General features: G+C 34.1%; 11 protein-coding genes and 1 riboswitch. Of the genes, 1 reads left to right on the forward strand and 10 read right to left on the reverse strand.

Annotated features, from left to right (window positions below; genetic code table 11):
• Nucleotides 1-82: 82 nt before the first annotated feature.
• Nucleotides 83-1,156: a T9SS type A sorting domain-containing protein gene (locus tag AC23MB_RS03375; protein ID WP_487786513.1), complete on the reverse strand. Its 1,074-nt coding sequence runs from the start codon at nucleotides 1,154-1,156 to the stop codon at nucleotides 83-85.
• 132 nt (nucleotides 1,157-1,288) lie between these two features.
• A riboswitch (cobalamin riboswitch) is annotated at nucleotides 1,289-1,475 on the reverse strand.
• An 83-nt stretch (nucleotides 1,476-1,558) separates the two neighbouring features.
• Complete coding sequence (locus AC23MB_RS03380; RefSeq protein WP_487786514.1) at nucleotides 1,559-4,807, reverse strand: cytochrome c biogenesis protein; 3,249 nt, start codon at nucleotides 4,805-4,807, stop codon at nucleotides 1,559-1,561.
• 450 nt (nucleotides 4,808-5,257) lie between these two features.
• Between AC23MB_RS03380 and AC23MB_RS03385 the strand changes: the two genes are divergently transcribed.
• A complete protein-coding gene (locus tag AC23MB_RS03385; RefSeq protein WP_312322024.1) occupies nucleotides 5,258-7,750 on the forward strand; it encodes an FtsK/SpoIIIE family DNA translocase in 2,493 nt (830 codons plus the stop codon).
• 58 nt (nucleotides 7,751-7,808) lie between these two features.
• On the opposite strand, the gene AC23MB_RS03390 is transcribed toward AC23MB_RS03385, so the two are convergent.
• The 8 genes from AC23MB_RS03390 to AC23MB_RS03425 form a co-directional block, all read right to left on the reverse strand.
• On the reverse strand, nucleotides 7,809-8,162 hold the full coding sequence (locus AC23MB_RS03390; RefSeq protein WP_374330652.1) for an arsenate reductase family protein: 354 nt from the start codon (nucleotides 8,160-8,162) through the stop codon (nucleotides 7,809-7,811).
• Nucleotides 8,163-8,178: 16 nt separating this feature from the next.
• Nucleotides 8,179-8,841, reverse strand: a complete 663-nt coding sequence (locus tag AC23MB_RS03395) for a histidine kinase (RefSeq protein WP_312322026.1) — start codon at nucleotides 8,839-8,841, stop codon at nucleotides 8,179-8,181.
• Between the two features lie 68 nt (nucleotides 8,842-8,909).
• A complete protein-coding gene (gene kdsB / locus AC23MB_RS03400) occupies nucleotides 8,910-9,641 on the reverse strand; it encodes a 3-deoxy-manno-octulosonate cytidylyltransferase (protein WP_374330654.1) in 732 nt (243 codons plus the stop codon).
• Between the two features lie 83 nt (nucleotides 9,642-9,724).
• A complete protein-coding gene (locus AC23MB_RS03405; RefSeq protein WP_312322028.1) occupies nucleotides 9,725-10,978 on the reverse strand; it encodes a pyridoxal phosphate-dependent aminotransferase in 1,254 nt (417 codons plus the stop codon).
• A 126-nt stretch (nucleotides 10,979-11,104) separates the two neighbouring features.
• Nucleotides 11,105-12,820, reverse strand: coding sequence for a phospho-sugar mutase (locus AC23MB_RS03410; RefSeq protein WP_312322029.1), 1,716 nt, complete (start codon nucleotides 12,818-12,820; stop codon nucleotides 11,105-11,107).
• A gap of 18 nt (nucleotides 12,821-12,838) precedes the next feature.
• Nucleotides 12,839-13,540, reverse strand: coding sequence for a GIN domain-containing protein (locus AC23MB_RS03415; RefSeq protein ID WP_313028160.1), 702 nt, complete (start codon nucleotides 13,538-13,540; stop codon nucleotides 12,839-12,841).
• Between the two features lie 135 nt (nucleotides 13,541-13,675).
• On the reverse strand, nucleotides 13,676-14,593 hold the full coding sequence (locus AC23MB_RS03420) for a hypothetical protein (protein ID WP_313028158.1): 918 nt from the start codon (nucleotides 14,591-14,593) through the stop codon (nucleotides 13,676-13,678).
• A gap of 444 nt (nucleotides 14,594-15,037) precedes the next feature.
• The gene (locus AC23MB_RS03425) at nucleotides 15,038-15,988 is read right to left on the reverse strand and encodes a glycosyltransferase family 2 protein (RefSeq protein WP_313028156.1); all 951 of its coding nucleotides are present in this window, start codon (nucleotides 15,986-15,988) and stop codon (nucleotides 15,038-15,040) included.
• Nucleotides 15,989-15,997: the final 9 nt, after the last annotated feature.

Below are 15,997 nucleotides of genomic sequence, written 5' to 3' on the forward strand. Positions count from 1 at the left end.
TGATATTAATTTGATATCATAAAGATATATATTTTTAAAATACAAAACATAAAAAAAACGCCTAAAAAAGCGTTTTAAATTTTTATTGTTTGATAAAGCTTTGTTTAATGAGCTTTTCGTTGGTGTTTAAAACCAAAATATATGTTGCTTTAGAAAGTTTAGAAACATCAATTTTTGAAAAATTTAAAACTCCCGATTGCAGCAACTGCCCGCTCATATTGAAAATTTGGAAACTAGGATTTTTAAAATCTCCTTCAACATTAATAAAATCTTTCACTAAAGTTGGATAAATTTTAATCCCATTCGCAGTTTGATTATCAACCGACATAGCGCAATTAGTCTCAACCGTTATATTTGGAACACTTACAATTTGATCCTCACAATCTTTTTTAATCAAATTAAAATTAGAATTTCCTTCAACGTTAATTAGCGTCACATTGTTCAGCGTTCCGTCCATAAAATCAAAAGAAGTTAATTGATTATTCTTCGCTAAAATCGTTTTTAACAACGGATTATTTTTGAATGCAATATTCGTTAATTGATTAGAGTCAGCCGAAAACCAATTAAGTTTCGTAAGTCCAGACAAATCCAAAGTCGTCAACTGGTTGTTGTTGATATGAATTCTTTCTAGGTTAGTATTTTGTAAAACATTCAAACTCGTCAATTTGTTGTTAACCAAAAATAAACGTTGCAAATCTTTAAGCTCGGACAAATCAATCGATGCCAAGGCATTCTCATTGATGTAGACGATTTTTAACTTCGAGTTTTGAGGAAAAATAATACCAGTCAACTGATTTTTATTAAGTTCGATATTCGTTATTTTATCAAGTGCCGAAACATCCAAAACGCCTGTTAGTTTATTATTACGAAGATTAAGCGTCGTAACTTTCGTATTTTTTGAGACATCAATTTTGTTAAGATTAATAAGATCTCCCAAATTAAGCTCTGTCAAATTTGTAAAATACTCAATTCCCGTTGCATCATAGATATTAGGATAATTGGAAAGATTACGAATCGTCGTCAAAGTCAAAGCCTCTGTCTCCGAAATTTGTCCATCTTTGTTAGCATCTACCGCCGGATAAGCCTTGATAATTGCTGCCTTGAAATTAGCATCTGGAAAGTTGATGTTTTGTGCATTCATTGCACTTGCGCCCATAACTAATAGGCTGAACGTGGTAAAAAACCGCTTCATAAATATAAAAATTAAATTAGTTTAACTCCCGAAACTATTGGGGATTACACACAAAGAGTTGTAATGAAAAGACAGAATGTCCATAATCTTTATCCCCGAAAGTATCAACATTAGGCAGGTCTCCTGGCTCACATCTTGATATCGTCCTTCCCAAATATGACTTCAGTGGACAACGATTTGACATCAAGTTTTGTAGTTTACAGTTGCGGGTACAGCTTAGGTATTACACCTAATTCTCTTTTAATAAGATAAAAACATCTTAACCTAATTGCCGCAAAGATAGCATAAATAAAGCTTTTTATGAAGTTTTAAAACTAAAAAAGGCACATCATTAATGACATGCCTTTATTAATTTATTAATTAAAATTAAGGTTGATCTTGCGTACGTTCATCTTTTTTAATTAAAAGACTTTTGTGTAAACTTTTATATCTAAAGTAAGACACCACTGACAAAGTCGCCATGAATAACAATCCTAAATATACCCAAAGCGGAACCGGAATAGGATCTCCTTTAGCATACGAGTGAAGACCTGTCAGGTAGTAATTAACACCAAAATAAGTCATTACCATAGAACAGAATGCAATCATAGTCATTACATGGAAAATATGTCTTCCGCGAAGTCCAGGGACCAATCTCATGTGCAATACAAAGGCATAAACCATAATCGAGATGAAAGCCCAAGTTTCTTTCGGGTCCCAGCTCCAATAACGTCCCCAACTTTCGTTAGCCCAAATACCACCCATAAAGTTACCAACTGTAAGTGCAACAAGACCAATACTTAAAGACATTTCGCTAACGATCGCCAATTCTTTTAAAGTTGTATCATTATGTTTTTTGAAAACTGTTGGTGATGCAATAATGTAGAAAATCAAAGATATTACGGCAATCAACATCGATAATGAGAAGAAACCATAACTCGATGCAATAATCGCAACGTGCACAATTAACCAATAAGATTTAAGAACTGGTACAAGAGGCGTTATCTGAGGATCCAAAGCTGCACCACCGTGCGCAAATCCCATCATAACAACCGCAACCAAGAATCCTGCTGCAGGAATTAATGCATTCGAATTTCGGTACAATGCGAAACCTGCCGAGATACCAACCCACGAAATGAAGATAATCGCTTCATAACCATTACTCCAAGGGGCGTGACCAGAGATATACCATCTTGCAATTAATCCTAAGAAGTGGAAGAAATAACCAACTGCTCCTAGATAGATTAATCCTTTAACGATTTTATTTAAAACCTTGCTTGGTCTGAATAATTCAATAAAAGCAAAAATCAACAAGACACTACCTAAAATTGTATAGAAAATCAACAACTTAAAGTTGATATCTAATTTATTTAAAAGAACTTCTAATTCTATTTTTGCATCGGGCGGAATAACTTGTTTTCCCCATTTGTGTTGATAAGCTTCAACTTTTGCTAACTCTTCGTCTGCTTTTTTCCAATTTCCGTTTTGTGTTGCAAGAAGAACACTTGACAGATATGGACCAAGAACATCTTGCGCATTTTTATCCATTTCGAAATCCGCTGTCATCACCGAATTCCAAGTGTGGTTAGCGTCATTCTGAACAGGTACTGCACGGAAATATTGATAAGACATCAACGCATTAAGAACCTGAACTTTATCATTTAGTTTAATAACCGCTTCATCGAATTTTGTCTTTTCAACTGGCTTTTTACGGAATGCCGCATTATATTCGTCTTCCAAAACGAAACGAAGATTTCCGTTCTTATCAGCTGGGAATAATTTCACTAAACTTGTAAAACTGTCATCATTAGCTTTAGTAATTTTTGCTAAATCTCTGCCAACTTTTCCTCGAGTTTCGATTTTAATAATATTAACCTGAGCCCAAAACATTGGATCGATTGTGGCTGCTAAAAACCATTGGTTAGCATCCAAATGTTGGAAGTGATCGCGGTTGGTTAATTTATGCAAAATGTCTATCGCCTGCGTGTTAGCCGGTTGTATACGACCTTCATAACTTTGCACCAGCATATGCCCAAACTTCTCCGCGTGCTCTTTATCAATTTGAATATTCTTCACCAAATCATCTGCAGAAATGGTATTCATTTTAGAAGTTGGCGCAGGATTATTAGTTTTAGGCGCTGACACATTATCTTTGCTACCATCCGATGTCGAATGGGTTTCAATTTTTTGTGCATTAAGTCCTAAACTTAAAAACAATAATAAAGCACCAGCTACTTTAGCTTTTTTCTTGCTGACATCTTTCAGCATTTTGTTAAGATTCCAGAATCTAGAACCTTTCCAGAACATTGTGACAAACATCCCTACGAACAAAAATCCATAACCGATATACGAGATTAAAGTCCCCCAATAATCGTGGTTAACAGACAAAATAGTCCCTTTTCTATCTGGGTCAAAACTCGCTTGGAAAAATCTGTAACCTTTATGATTAAGAACGTGGTTCATATAGATTTTATAAGGTGTTTGTTTGCCTTCATCAATAATTTGTACATGAGATTCGTACGCTGATGGCGACGAACTTCCTGGATAAGTTTCCATCACGAATTTATCAAGTTTTAAAGCAAAAGGCGTGTTATAAACTTTTGGACCGAAGCCAATCATCACATTCATACCGTCCAATTGGATTTGTTTGTATGCGTTAGGGTTCCCTTTCTCAACAGAAAGATCAACCATCATTTTAGATTTTGGACCTTTAACCTCGACAGTTAATTGATCTGGTACATCTTTATCTTTTTGTTTATCACCTTCGTAAGCTTTCAAACTTCCTTTTTTAAGACCTTCTGGCACAACCAATTTTAGATCATTAATAGAGTAAAGACTTCTCAAAACCAAAGGTTGAAATTTATCTTTAGTCGTTGTCCCAGTTGCTTGCGTTGCCATCGTCATAAACTGCGCATCAACAGGCGTTTTAATAAACAATGAATCTTTTTCTTGTCGGAATTCTACCGCACCTTCAATAGCAGTTCTGTTAAAACTCACCAAAGTCCCATTAATATTTTGAACATCGCCTGGCGCCAAGTAGATATTTTGTCTTCCGCCTTTTTCATTGGTAGAAACAAGGTGTAGATACTCTTTACCATTCGGGTTAACGACCATGCTGTCCATTTTGCGTTGCATATAGTTAACCGCTTTCACTTCCAATTGTTTTTCGTGGAAGTTATATTTTGCATTCATTTTGTAATGAAGCGGCGACATAAGATACGGAATATCAGGATAATGCAGCTCTTCTCCTTTTTCTTCAACCTTTACTTTTAGAAAGGTTTTATCTGTAACAATCTCGTTGTTGGTTTCACCTTCGCGGATGTGCATCACCCCTTCGAAACTGATGTATCGCGTAATAGCACCACCAATAAAAATTAAAATAAATGCCAAGTGAAACATTAGAACTGGCCACTTTTCTCTTCTCAGAAGTCGATATCTACCAATATTCCCAATAAAATTAAGAATCAGTAAAAACATAATCGCTTCAAACCATTTGGCCTCATAGATTAGAGCCTTTGCAGTTGGCGTTCCGTAGTCATTTTCTACAAAAGTAGCGACAGCCATTGCGATAGCGTATAACAATAGCAAAGTCGCCATTGTACGCGTCGAAATCAGAATATCCTGAATTTTTTTCATAGTAATTCTATATAAACGATGATCCTAAATCCAGTAAAAACACACTTAAAAATAGCCTAGATTCAGTCGAATGCAAAAATAGTGATGTTATTTAGATTAAATATATAAAATCAGGCATTAATGACAATTCTCATAATCGATTTTGACTATTAATTGGCTAAAATTTGATTAGTTAAAGTAATAATTTAGGACTAAAATTCACTTTCCGAATTGTTATTAAATATTTACTCACTTTTTTATGTTATTCAATCTTAAAAATCAGATATAAATTCATTTTTTAAATTTTAATTTTTATTAAATCTAAATAACATTACGCTTCAAAATTATTTTTAAATCTAAATATATCAAAACCTCAATTATTTACACCAGAATCGATAAGAAAGCCCTATATTTAACTTCAAAATTCATTTAAAAAAGATTAAATTTGCACGGAATTGACCGTATTTATCAATGGAAAAAAGCAAAACAACGAACACAAACGACCAAACAAAAATTCTTCCCAAATCCCGCATCGTTACAGGTATTTTACTATTTTGTATCGCTGGGATGATGAGCATCGCTTTCGTCTCCTACCTTATGAACTGGAAAGCAGACCAGTCGCAAGCTGGCACAATGGGCGATAGACACATCAAATCTTCTAATGTTTTAGGAAAAATAGGCGATTGGCTGGGTAATCTTTTCATCTTCGATAGTATAGGCGTTGCTGCTTTTATTATTCCGTTTTTGTTGATGGTTTTCGGATTTATTATCCTTAAGAAAAACTACTTCAAACCTTGGAAAACCATTTCGCACAGTTTATTTTTCATTTGTTGGTTGCCTATTTTTCTTGGGATAGTAACTAAAGGCGATGGTGTATGGAGTGGGGTTTACGGATATCAAATCATGGATTATCTTAAAGCCTATGTCGGATCGGTTGGACTGTGGCTTATCATATTAGTAAGCATATTGCTTTATTTTGTTTTAGAATTTAATTTAAGACCAAGTAGTATCAGGAATAAATTCAATGAGATTAATGACAATACCATTGGAAAACTAAAAGAAATGATGCCAAAATCGGAGGAAAACTTCGAAGCTGATGACGAACTGGAACAAAAAGAGGATCTTGAAAAGGAAAATATTATAGAGAAAGAAGAGATCCCAACGGAACTTCCAAAAATAAAAGTTACAGAAGACATCCAACCGATTGCAACACCTAACAAAACAACTTTTGAAAGTGTTGAAACACCACCTGTTAGACCTCAAAAGGATTTGGAAGCGATTTCTATTAAATTGGATAATGATTTCAGCAAAACTCCAGTTGTAGAAAAACCAATTACAACGCAGCAAAACATCGCATCAAATGCTGAAGATATTGCTTTTAATATCGAAGTTAAAAAAGAGGAGCAACTTGATCCAAATGAAGCAAAATCACAAGAATTGGTGAAAGAACACGGTTTGTACGACCACAGATTGGATTTAGCAAAATTCCAAATGCCTAGTTTTGATTTACTAAAAGATTACGGAAGCGAAGAAATTACGATTAACAAAGACGAATTAGAAGAAAATAAAAATAAAATTGTTGGACTTCTTAAGAATTTTAATGTTGGAATTTCTGAAATTAAAGCAACGATTGGTCCAACCGTTACACTTTACGAAATTGTCCCAGAAGCGGGAATCCGTGTTGCACAAATTAAAAAACTACAAGACGATATTGCGCTTAATCTTTCGGCTTTAGGAATTCGTATTATTGCACCAATGCCAGGAAAAGGAACCATAGGAATCGAAGTTCCGAGAAAAAATCCTACGATGGTCTCGATGCGCTCGGTGATTACTTCCAATAAATTCCAAACCTCGGATATGGATCTTCCTGTGGTATTTGGTAAGACCATTTCCAACGAAATTTTCATGGCAGATTTAGCAAAAATGCCACACTTACTAATGGCCGGGGCAACTGGTCAAGGTAAGTCTGTTGGTATCAACGCCATCTTGACTTCCTTACTCTATAAAAAACATCCAAGTGAACTTAAGTTTGTAATGGTTGACCCGAAAAAAGTAGAATTATCACTTTATTCTAAAATTGAAAGACATTATTTAGCAAAACTTCCAGATGCTGAAGATGCGATTATCACGGACAATAACAAGGTAATTAACACGCTTAATTCACTTTGTATAGAGATGGATAACCGTTACGAATTGCTTAAAAATGCATTCTGTAAAAACTTAAAAGAATACAATAAAAAATTCACAGAACGAAAGTTAAACCCTGAAAACGGACATCGTTATTTACCTTACATTGTTTTGGTTGTGGACGAATTTGCGGATTTGATTATGACAGCTGGTAAAGAAGTTGAAGTCCCGATTGCACGTCTTGCACAGCTTGCCAGAGCGATTGGTATCCACTTGATTGTGGCGACGCAACGTCCATCTGTTAACGTTATTACGGGTATGATTAAAGCCAACTTCCCTGCTCGTGTGGCTTTCCGTGTAATTCAAAATACCGATTCGCGTACGATTTTGGACTCTCCAGGCGCAGAGCAATTAATTGGAAAAGGTGATATGCTTTACTTTAATGGTAACGAAATTACACGTCTACAATGTGCTTTTGTTGATACGCCAGAAGTTGAAAAATTAGCAGAGTTTATTGGTGAACAAAAAGGATATTCGGATGCCTATATCTTACCTGAATACAGCGGCGAAGAGACTTCTTCTAATGTTGGAAGTTTTGACCCGAACGAGAAAGATCAACTGTTTGAAGAAGCTGCAAGAATCATCGTTTCGACGCAACAAGGTTCGACATCGATGTTGCAACGTCAGTTAAAACTAGGTTACAACCGCGCTGGAAGAATTATGGATCAATTGGAAGCTTCAGGCGTTGTTGGCGGTTTTAACGGTGCCAAAGCAAGAGAAGTTTTAATTTCCGATTTACATAGTCTCGAACAGTTTTTAGATAACTTAAGAAAATAGAAAATCGGCATTCAGAATTGAATGCCGATTTTTTATTGTTCTATACTAAAACTTTCTTCTATTTCGCTTCAAAAAAAGCTCTTAGATTCTCCAAATTCTTTTTGTCACTACCAGCAAAAATTTCTTTATCAGTGATAAATACTGGTCTTTTCAAAAAACTGTAATGATCGAGAATCAAATCTTTGAAATCTTTTTCTCCTGAGGTCTTTACATCAATTTCTCGCGCCTTAATTTGCGTTGACTTTTTACTAAACAAAGCTTCGTAAGATTTCGTCAAATTATACATTTCCGCCAACTCTTCTTTTGTAATTGGCGCTGATTTTATTTCACGAAGATCCCAATCTGACAAATCAAATTCCGCCATTATTTTTTTGCAAGTTCCACAAGTTTTAAGATAAAATACTTTTTTCATAATCAATTATATTTAATTAAAACTTAAAAGTATTTGCAGGGAATTCTTTATTTACTTCAATTTTAAAAATAGAAAGAACATAATCTCCATCTTTTTTAGGCGAAGAAGATTCGATGCGATGCGCCATCACAAGATTTCCAACTTTCTTGTATTCATCATAAGTTAAGGTCTCATCTTTCTTTACTTCTCTGTACAACATATAAGTTTTAACATCGAAATAATAAATCGTTTTGTTAACATTTTTGGTCAATTCAACCTTAAAATAACTATTATTTCCGATTTGTTCTTTACCTAGTAAATTGGCTTCAAAACCTTTATTTTCCCAATCGATAAAATCGTTATCAAAACTTTCAGGGACATAACTCGGATATTCTTGAATTTTGTTTTGAGCGTAATTCATCGCATAGCCTTTTTTACCATCATAACCTTCAACCGTCGTTTCCTTTTGATTAATCATAATCACGGTTTTTGTCAAATTAGGACGTTTTTGATAGATTTTAAAAGGATATTCGTCATTAACTCCCAATGTCACGCGACCTTGTAATAAGACAGAGTTTAGAAGCTTCCAGTTGGTTAAACCACCCGAAAGTTCAATATTTTTGTCGATAATTTCTTTTGCTGTTTGTGCTTGAATAAAACACGATAGAACCACACCAAATACTAATAGTAATCTCTTCATTAATTGCAATTAAGCTCCAAATATAAGTTTTTTAAAACGCTTTTTTCTTTTAAAAATTATAAAAGATGTTAATTCTGACCAATTATCAACTTTGCTTTTTCCAAATCTTCGGGTGTATCAATACCAACACCCACGAAATGGGTTTCTATCAATTTAATTTTCATGCCATATTCCAAATAGCGAAGACACTCAATTTTCTCGGAAATTTCTAATGGTTTCATTTCTAATTTTGAAAACTGCAACAAAGCTTCTTTTCTAAATGCATAAACACCAATATGTTTGTAATACTGAACATTAAAGCTTGTTTCGCGATGAAATGGAATAACCGAACGACTGAAATATAGGGCAAAACCATTGTTATCCGTAATCACTTTTACGTTGTTAGGATTTTCGATTTCCGATTTTTCTTTAAGTTCAATTTTTAAAGATGCTAAAGATATTTCTTTATTGTTATCGGTTTTAAAAACGTCCATCAACTGTTGTAGAGGCTCCAATTTAAGAAAAGGTTCATCGCCTTGAACATTAATAACAATATCACAATCGATATTCTGAACAGCTTCTGCAATTCTGTCGCTCCCCGTTTCGTGTTCGCCTGTCATAACAGCTTTTCCGCCGTTTTTTTCAATTTCATGGAAAATAATTTCGGAATCTGTTGCCACAAAAACATCATCGAAAAGTCCTGTCGCCAAAACGTTTTGATATGTGGTTGTAATAATGGTTTTGTCACCCAGAATTTCCATTAATTTCGCTGGAAATCTGGTAGAATTATAACGTGCGGGAATAACTGCAATGATTTTCATAATTTTCAAATGTAGCAATTTAGAAATCTAACAATGTAGCAATTTTTAAAATACAATTGCTACATTGTTAAACTATTAGATTGTTAGAGTAATTTATTTAGCGCAGCTTCTAATTTTGGAAGCATTTCTTTGATTTCATCAACTGAAAGTCCGCCAACCGATGCACGGAACCAAGGATCCGTAACAGAACAACCAAATGCTGAGAATGGTACAAATGCAACCCCACCTTCACGAATTAAATAAAACACCAAATCCGAAGTTTTCTCAATAACATCTCCGTTTGACATTTTTTTGCCGATATAATCCATTTTGATGGTTAAATACATCGCACCCATCGGTTGGATACTATCAACATTCAATCCTTTTGATTTTAAATCTTGAATTCCGTCATGCAAAACCTTTAAACTGTTTTCTAGTTCACCTTTGAAATGATTTACAAAACGATTTAATTCCGTGGTATTTTGATAATAATTCGCTGTTGCTTCCTGCTCTGGTTTTGGTGCCCAAGCTCCGATGTGTGTATTGAGAGCTTTCATTTTTTCGATAATTTCTGAAGGTCCGAAACTCCAACCTACTCTAACGCCAGTTGCAGCAAGGCTTTTTGAAATTCCATCAACGAAAATCGTATATTCTTTTAATTCTGGAAATAAAGAAACTGGATTGAAATGTTTCTCACCAAAAGTTAGATTAGAGTAAATTTGATCGTACAACAAATACAAAGGCTTTTGATCTGCCGAACGTTTTTTGTTTTCTTCTAAAATTAATTCACAAATTCCGTAAAGTTGGTCTTTCGTAAACATCGTCCCAGTTGGGTTTAGCGGCGAACACAACGAAATAAGAACAGCATCCGAAACATGCGGTGCAATTTCTTCGGCCGTCGGTAAAAAGTTGTTTTCTGGCTTGGTTTCAACTTCTATTCCTTGTGCTGAAGTCAAATAAGTGTAATGGTTGTTATTCCATGATGGAACGGGATAAATTACCTTGTCGCCTTCATCCACAATCGTTTTGTAAATAGCATAAATCAAAGGTCTTGCACCAGCTGTAATCAAAATATCTGCTGGCGAATAATCTAGATTCCATCGGTTTTTTAAATCCTCAGAAACGGCTTTTCTCAATGATAAAATTCCGTTTGCTGGTGGATAATTGGTTTGATGATTTTTGTATGCTTTTTCGATTTCCTCCTCTAATAAAGCAGGAATTGGATATAATTGAGAATTCAAATCACCGATGGTAAGGTTGGCAATTTGCGCTCCGTTAGCCTTCATATCGTTTACTTCATTTCCGATTTTTACGATTTCGGAACCGATAAGGTTGGCTGCTAATTTTGAAACTTTCATTTTCTTTTTTATAGATTTTATTTAGATTTTTTCTTTTTATTAAACGAAAAATAAAAGACTATTTATTTCCGTATAAATTTATTTTTAAACAAAAAATTCGGGATTTATTCATCCCGAATTTAGATATTAATTGAGATTAAGACTCTCTTTTACGGCTTCAATTTTCTTTTCTAAAATCGGAAGTTTTGCGACAAAATCAGCTTCCGAGTTGATGCTATCTTTCACAGAAACATAAAATTTAATTTTTGGTTCTGTTCCCGATGGACGCACACAAACTTTAGTTCCATCTTCTGTGTAATAAATCAAGACATTGGATTTTGGAATATCATCCATTACTTTTTTCTCGTTGCTTGCAACCATTAAGCAAGTTTGCTCTTTAAAATCTTTAACTTCTGCAACTGGCGAACCAGCGATTTCTTTTGGTGGATTTTCACGGAAATTCTTCATCATTTCCTGAATTTCTTCTGCGCCTTCACGACCTTTTTTAACAACATTTATCAAGCCTTCGTAGTACATTCCGACTTCTTTATAAATGTCAATCATGTACTGATACATCGTTTTACCATTGGCTTTGCACCAAGCCGCAATTTCGCACGCCAACAAGATAGAACCGCAAGAATCTTTATCTCTAACGAAATCTCCCGTCATAAATCCGAAACTTTCTTCACCACCACAAACAAATTTTTCTTGACCTTCAAAATCGCGAATCATTTTACCAATCCATTTGAAGCCCGTTAATCCAACTTTGCAATCAACACCGAATTTCTCAGCAACATCAAAGAAAACATCAGAAGTTACAATCGTAGAACCAATAAATTCTTTACCCGTAATTTTTCCTTGTTTTTTCCATTGGTCAAGGATATAATAAGTTAAAATTGTGTTGGTTTGGTTACCATTTAACAATTCTATATTTCCATTTAAATTTCGAACGGCGATTCCTAATCTATCGCCGTCTGGATCAGTCCCAATAACGATATCACCATTGGTGATTTTCGCTAAATCCATTGCCATTTCCAAAGCTGCTGGCTCTTCAGGATTCGGAGATTCTACTGTCGGGAAATTCCCGCTCGGAATCATCTGTTCTGTTACCAAATCAACTTTTGTGAAACCCGCTTTTTTCAAAGCTTTAGGAATAGTTGTGTAAGTCGTACCGTGAATTGAAGTGAAAACAATATTCAAATTATCTCTTCCAACATTTTGATACAAAGAGTTTTCCATACAAGCATCGATGTACACATCATCTTGCTCCTCGCCTATCCACTCTATTAAATCATCATTTCCATCAAATTTTATAGCATCAAATTTAGTTGCATAAACTTCTTTGATAATATTTTCGTCATCTGGTGGAACCACTTGCGCTCCATCATTCCAATAAACCTTGTAACCGTTATATTCTGGCGGATTGTGTGATGCTGTCAACACAATTCCTGCGTTACATTTTTTATCACGAACTGTAAATGACAATTCTGGCGTTGGACGGTGATTTTTGAACAACAAAACTTTAATTCCGTTTGCTGTCAAAACATCAGCAACCAATTTTCCAAATTCTTTAGAATTGTTACGAACGTCGTACGCAATCGCAACTTTAATCTCTTGATTTGGAAATGATTGATGAAGATAATTCGCCAAACCTTGCGTAGCTTGTCCCAGTGTATATTTATTAAGACGATTAGTCCCAACGCCCATTATACCACGCATTCCGCCAGTCCCGAACTCCAATTCTCTATAAAAAGAATCTTCTAAATCTGGTGAATTGCTGTCGATAAGTTGTTGTACTTTTTCTTTAGTTTCAGTATCAAATGTATCCGTAAGCCACAATTGAGCTTTTTCTAATGTTGTCATAAAAAGTTATGTGTGTTTTTAGTTTAAATTCTTTTGCTGCATCGTTGCTTTTTCCTCAACTTTTATCTTCTTTGAAGGATTCCCGTAGTAGACTAATTTGCCTGTATTGGTGATAGTTCCTTTAATTTCTTCATCCACATTGACCTCGGTATAGTTTCCGTTTTTAGAATCCAATTCTAGACTGTTGATAAACCAATATGGCGAAATGATACTCGCAGTATCCGAAATTTTAACATAAGCTTGATCGGTTTTCCCTAGAAGATTAGCACGACTTTTTTGCGTCATATTTAACCAAGTTTTGGTAGAAATAATGCCACCTATAAATTTGGATTGATCTTTAAGCGTCAACTTAAAGTCATTGACTTTCATCTGACTAGAGATATTTAATTCTACAGAATCCGCCAATTTAACATCATCAAAAGGATGTTTTCCGTATATTGTTAAGTTATAAAAACCTGCTTTTTCGGTTGGTCTTTTTTCTTTAATGGTTAAAATTTTATTTTCAACACCGATTTCTAAATTATTAAACAAATTGGGTGTTGTCTCAACCGCCACAAAATTATGCGGACTTTCTACATAAAAAAGTCGAAATTTCCCCTTTGCATCGAGTTTTGAAAACTCTGCAAGTTCCACATCTTTAGCTTCGATATCGCCTTTTGGACTAATATTTCCACAAGAAAATAAAGTCGTTATCAGCAATAAATAAACTAGGTTTTTCATTCTTAAAATTTGAAGTTTCAAGTTAGCTTTTTTCCTAGAAATAAGGGCAAATTTTTTCAAAAAAATATCATTTAGAAATACAAAGAAAAATCACGACGATTTTTACGAAATTTTCAATTTAAAACAGAAAAAAAATTAATTTTCTTGAATTTTATTAATTGAAACAACATTCTTAAGTTTAACCTCAGAACCAGAATTCTCTAGATAAACATCAAAAAGATTATCGGTTTTATTTAATTTAAAAACAAAATAAAAATCTTTAGACTTAGATTTTTGTAATAAAGTGTTATAAAACTCCATCACCTGCATACGATCATGTAAAAAATCATAGCGAAAACCTGATTCATCCTCATAATATTGCAACTGAAGTTTTTGTGAAAACAAATTAGTTTCTAAGCTTGTTGTATTATTTTTGAAATCTGTAAACTTAAAATCATTCTGTAGAAAATCTGTTGCAAAGACAATCTTAGCATTTAGATTTTTAACATAGTCAACTATTATTCCCCAATTGGCTTGAGTTATATAGACAAACATATAATCTTCTAAAATTTTTACATCCTCGAATCGATCTCCATCACTCCTTAATAAATTAAGATTTTCGGGTATTTTCTTCCCTTGAAAAGTACCGAGAGGAAGTGTGTTTATTTTACTATCCTTCTCAAAACGACTATCGGATTTGAAGTTTCCTACTGATTCTGTCATTCCAAATCCTAGTTTTCCGTTTGGAAGAATTTTAGCTACGAAGCAAGGATCTGATTTAAGATTTTTAGTTAATTCTTTAATTTTTTGTGATGGTAATTTATTTTCAGCTTCATAAAAAGTTTCGTCTTCGTAAAAAAACCATTTTAATCTTATAGAATGAGGATATGGTTTTGTCGATGATCGAGAATATAAACTTGGACTAAATACATCTCCTAAATTATTAAAATTGGTAGCATTTTTTGGATTAAGAATTTGATATTCTGCTTGCCAAATTCCATCATATTCGTTGTCACCATAAATAAGTTGATATTCTATAATTTTGTAATGTTGATGAGCATCTTCTGTTGTCAAATATCAATACCAAACTTTTTTATCAAAGTATTTATCCTTTTTTAATTGAATAAAAAACGCCACACAAAAACCGACTAATATTAGAAATAGTCCCAGATTGACTATATTGACACGATTCCTAAACATTATTCTTATTTATTCCCACTTCCTAAACCAATTAAAAATTGGGTTACTAAAAAGTAAAACACGAAAAATATCGCCGAAAACTTAAAAGCTTTTTTAAAAAATTTGGAGTAAACAAGATCTGACTTCATCGTCAACAACCATAAAATCAAGAAAAAGAACAAGGTCATAATCGGGTTAAAATAAAACACTGATGTACGACCTAGCTCTAAATATTTGAAAAGAAATTGGTAACTAACTGCGTTAATAAATACTAGTAAAACAAAGTACAATGCTATTTGTCCGAAAACTTTATCTTCCGTTTTTGTATTATTAATCGAGTTAAATTACTTCTTCCACATTATAATTTTTGTGGTCTCTTTTGGAACGGACAATCATCTCGCCCAAAAATCCTGAAACAAATAATAAAGTTCCTAAAATCATCATTGTCAAAGCGATGTAAAACCAAGGATTTAACGCAATCAAATGACCATATACACCTTTGGAAACATCAATTAATTTGGAGATTCCTAACCAAAGTGCCGACAAAAATCCGATGATGAACATTAAAGTTCCTGCAGCGCCAAAAAAGTGCATTGGACGTCCACCAAATCGACTTACAAACCACAAGGTTACTAAATCTAGGAAACCACGAATAAATCTTTCGGTCCCGAATTTTGAAGTTCCGTAAGGACGCGCTTGATGTTGTACAGGTTTTTCTGTAATTCTCTTGAAACCCGCATTGGCAGCCAACACTGGAATATAACGGTGCATATCGCCGTACACATCAATAGATTTTACTACACGTTTTTTATAGGCTTTCAATCCACAATTAAAATCGTGAAGATGAACACCAGACAACTTACGAGCCGCACCATTAAAGAGTTTTGATGGAAGATTTTTCGTCATAACATTGTCAAAACGCTTTTTCTTCCAACCCGATACGATGTCGTAATCTTCTTTAGTCACCATGTCATACAACTCAGGAATTTCTTCTGGAAAATCCTGTAAGTCCGCATCCATCGTTATCACAACATCACCTTGCGCTTTCTCGAAAGCCGCATGTAAAGCTTGTGATTTTCCATAGTTTTTGGAAAATTTAATCCCATGTACTTGCGGATGTTGCACTTTTAGATTTTCTATAATGCTCCAAGAAAGATCCGTACTACCATCATCGACAAACCAAACATCATAACTTAACTGATGTTGCTTACACACAGCATCAATACGGTTAAAAAGCTCTTCGATGGATTCTTCTTCGTTGAGAAGTGGAATAATTATAGAAAGATTCATTAATTAAAT

Source organism: Soonwooa sp. T0.1_25, assembly GCF_057652215.1.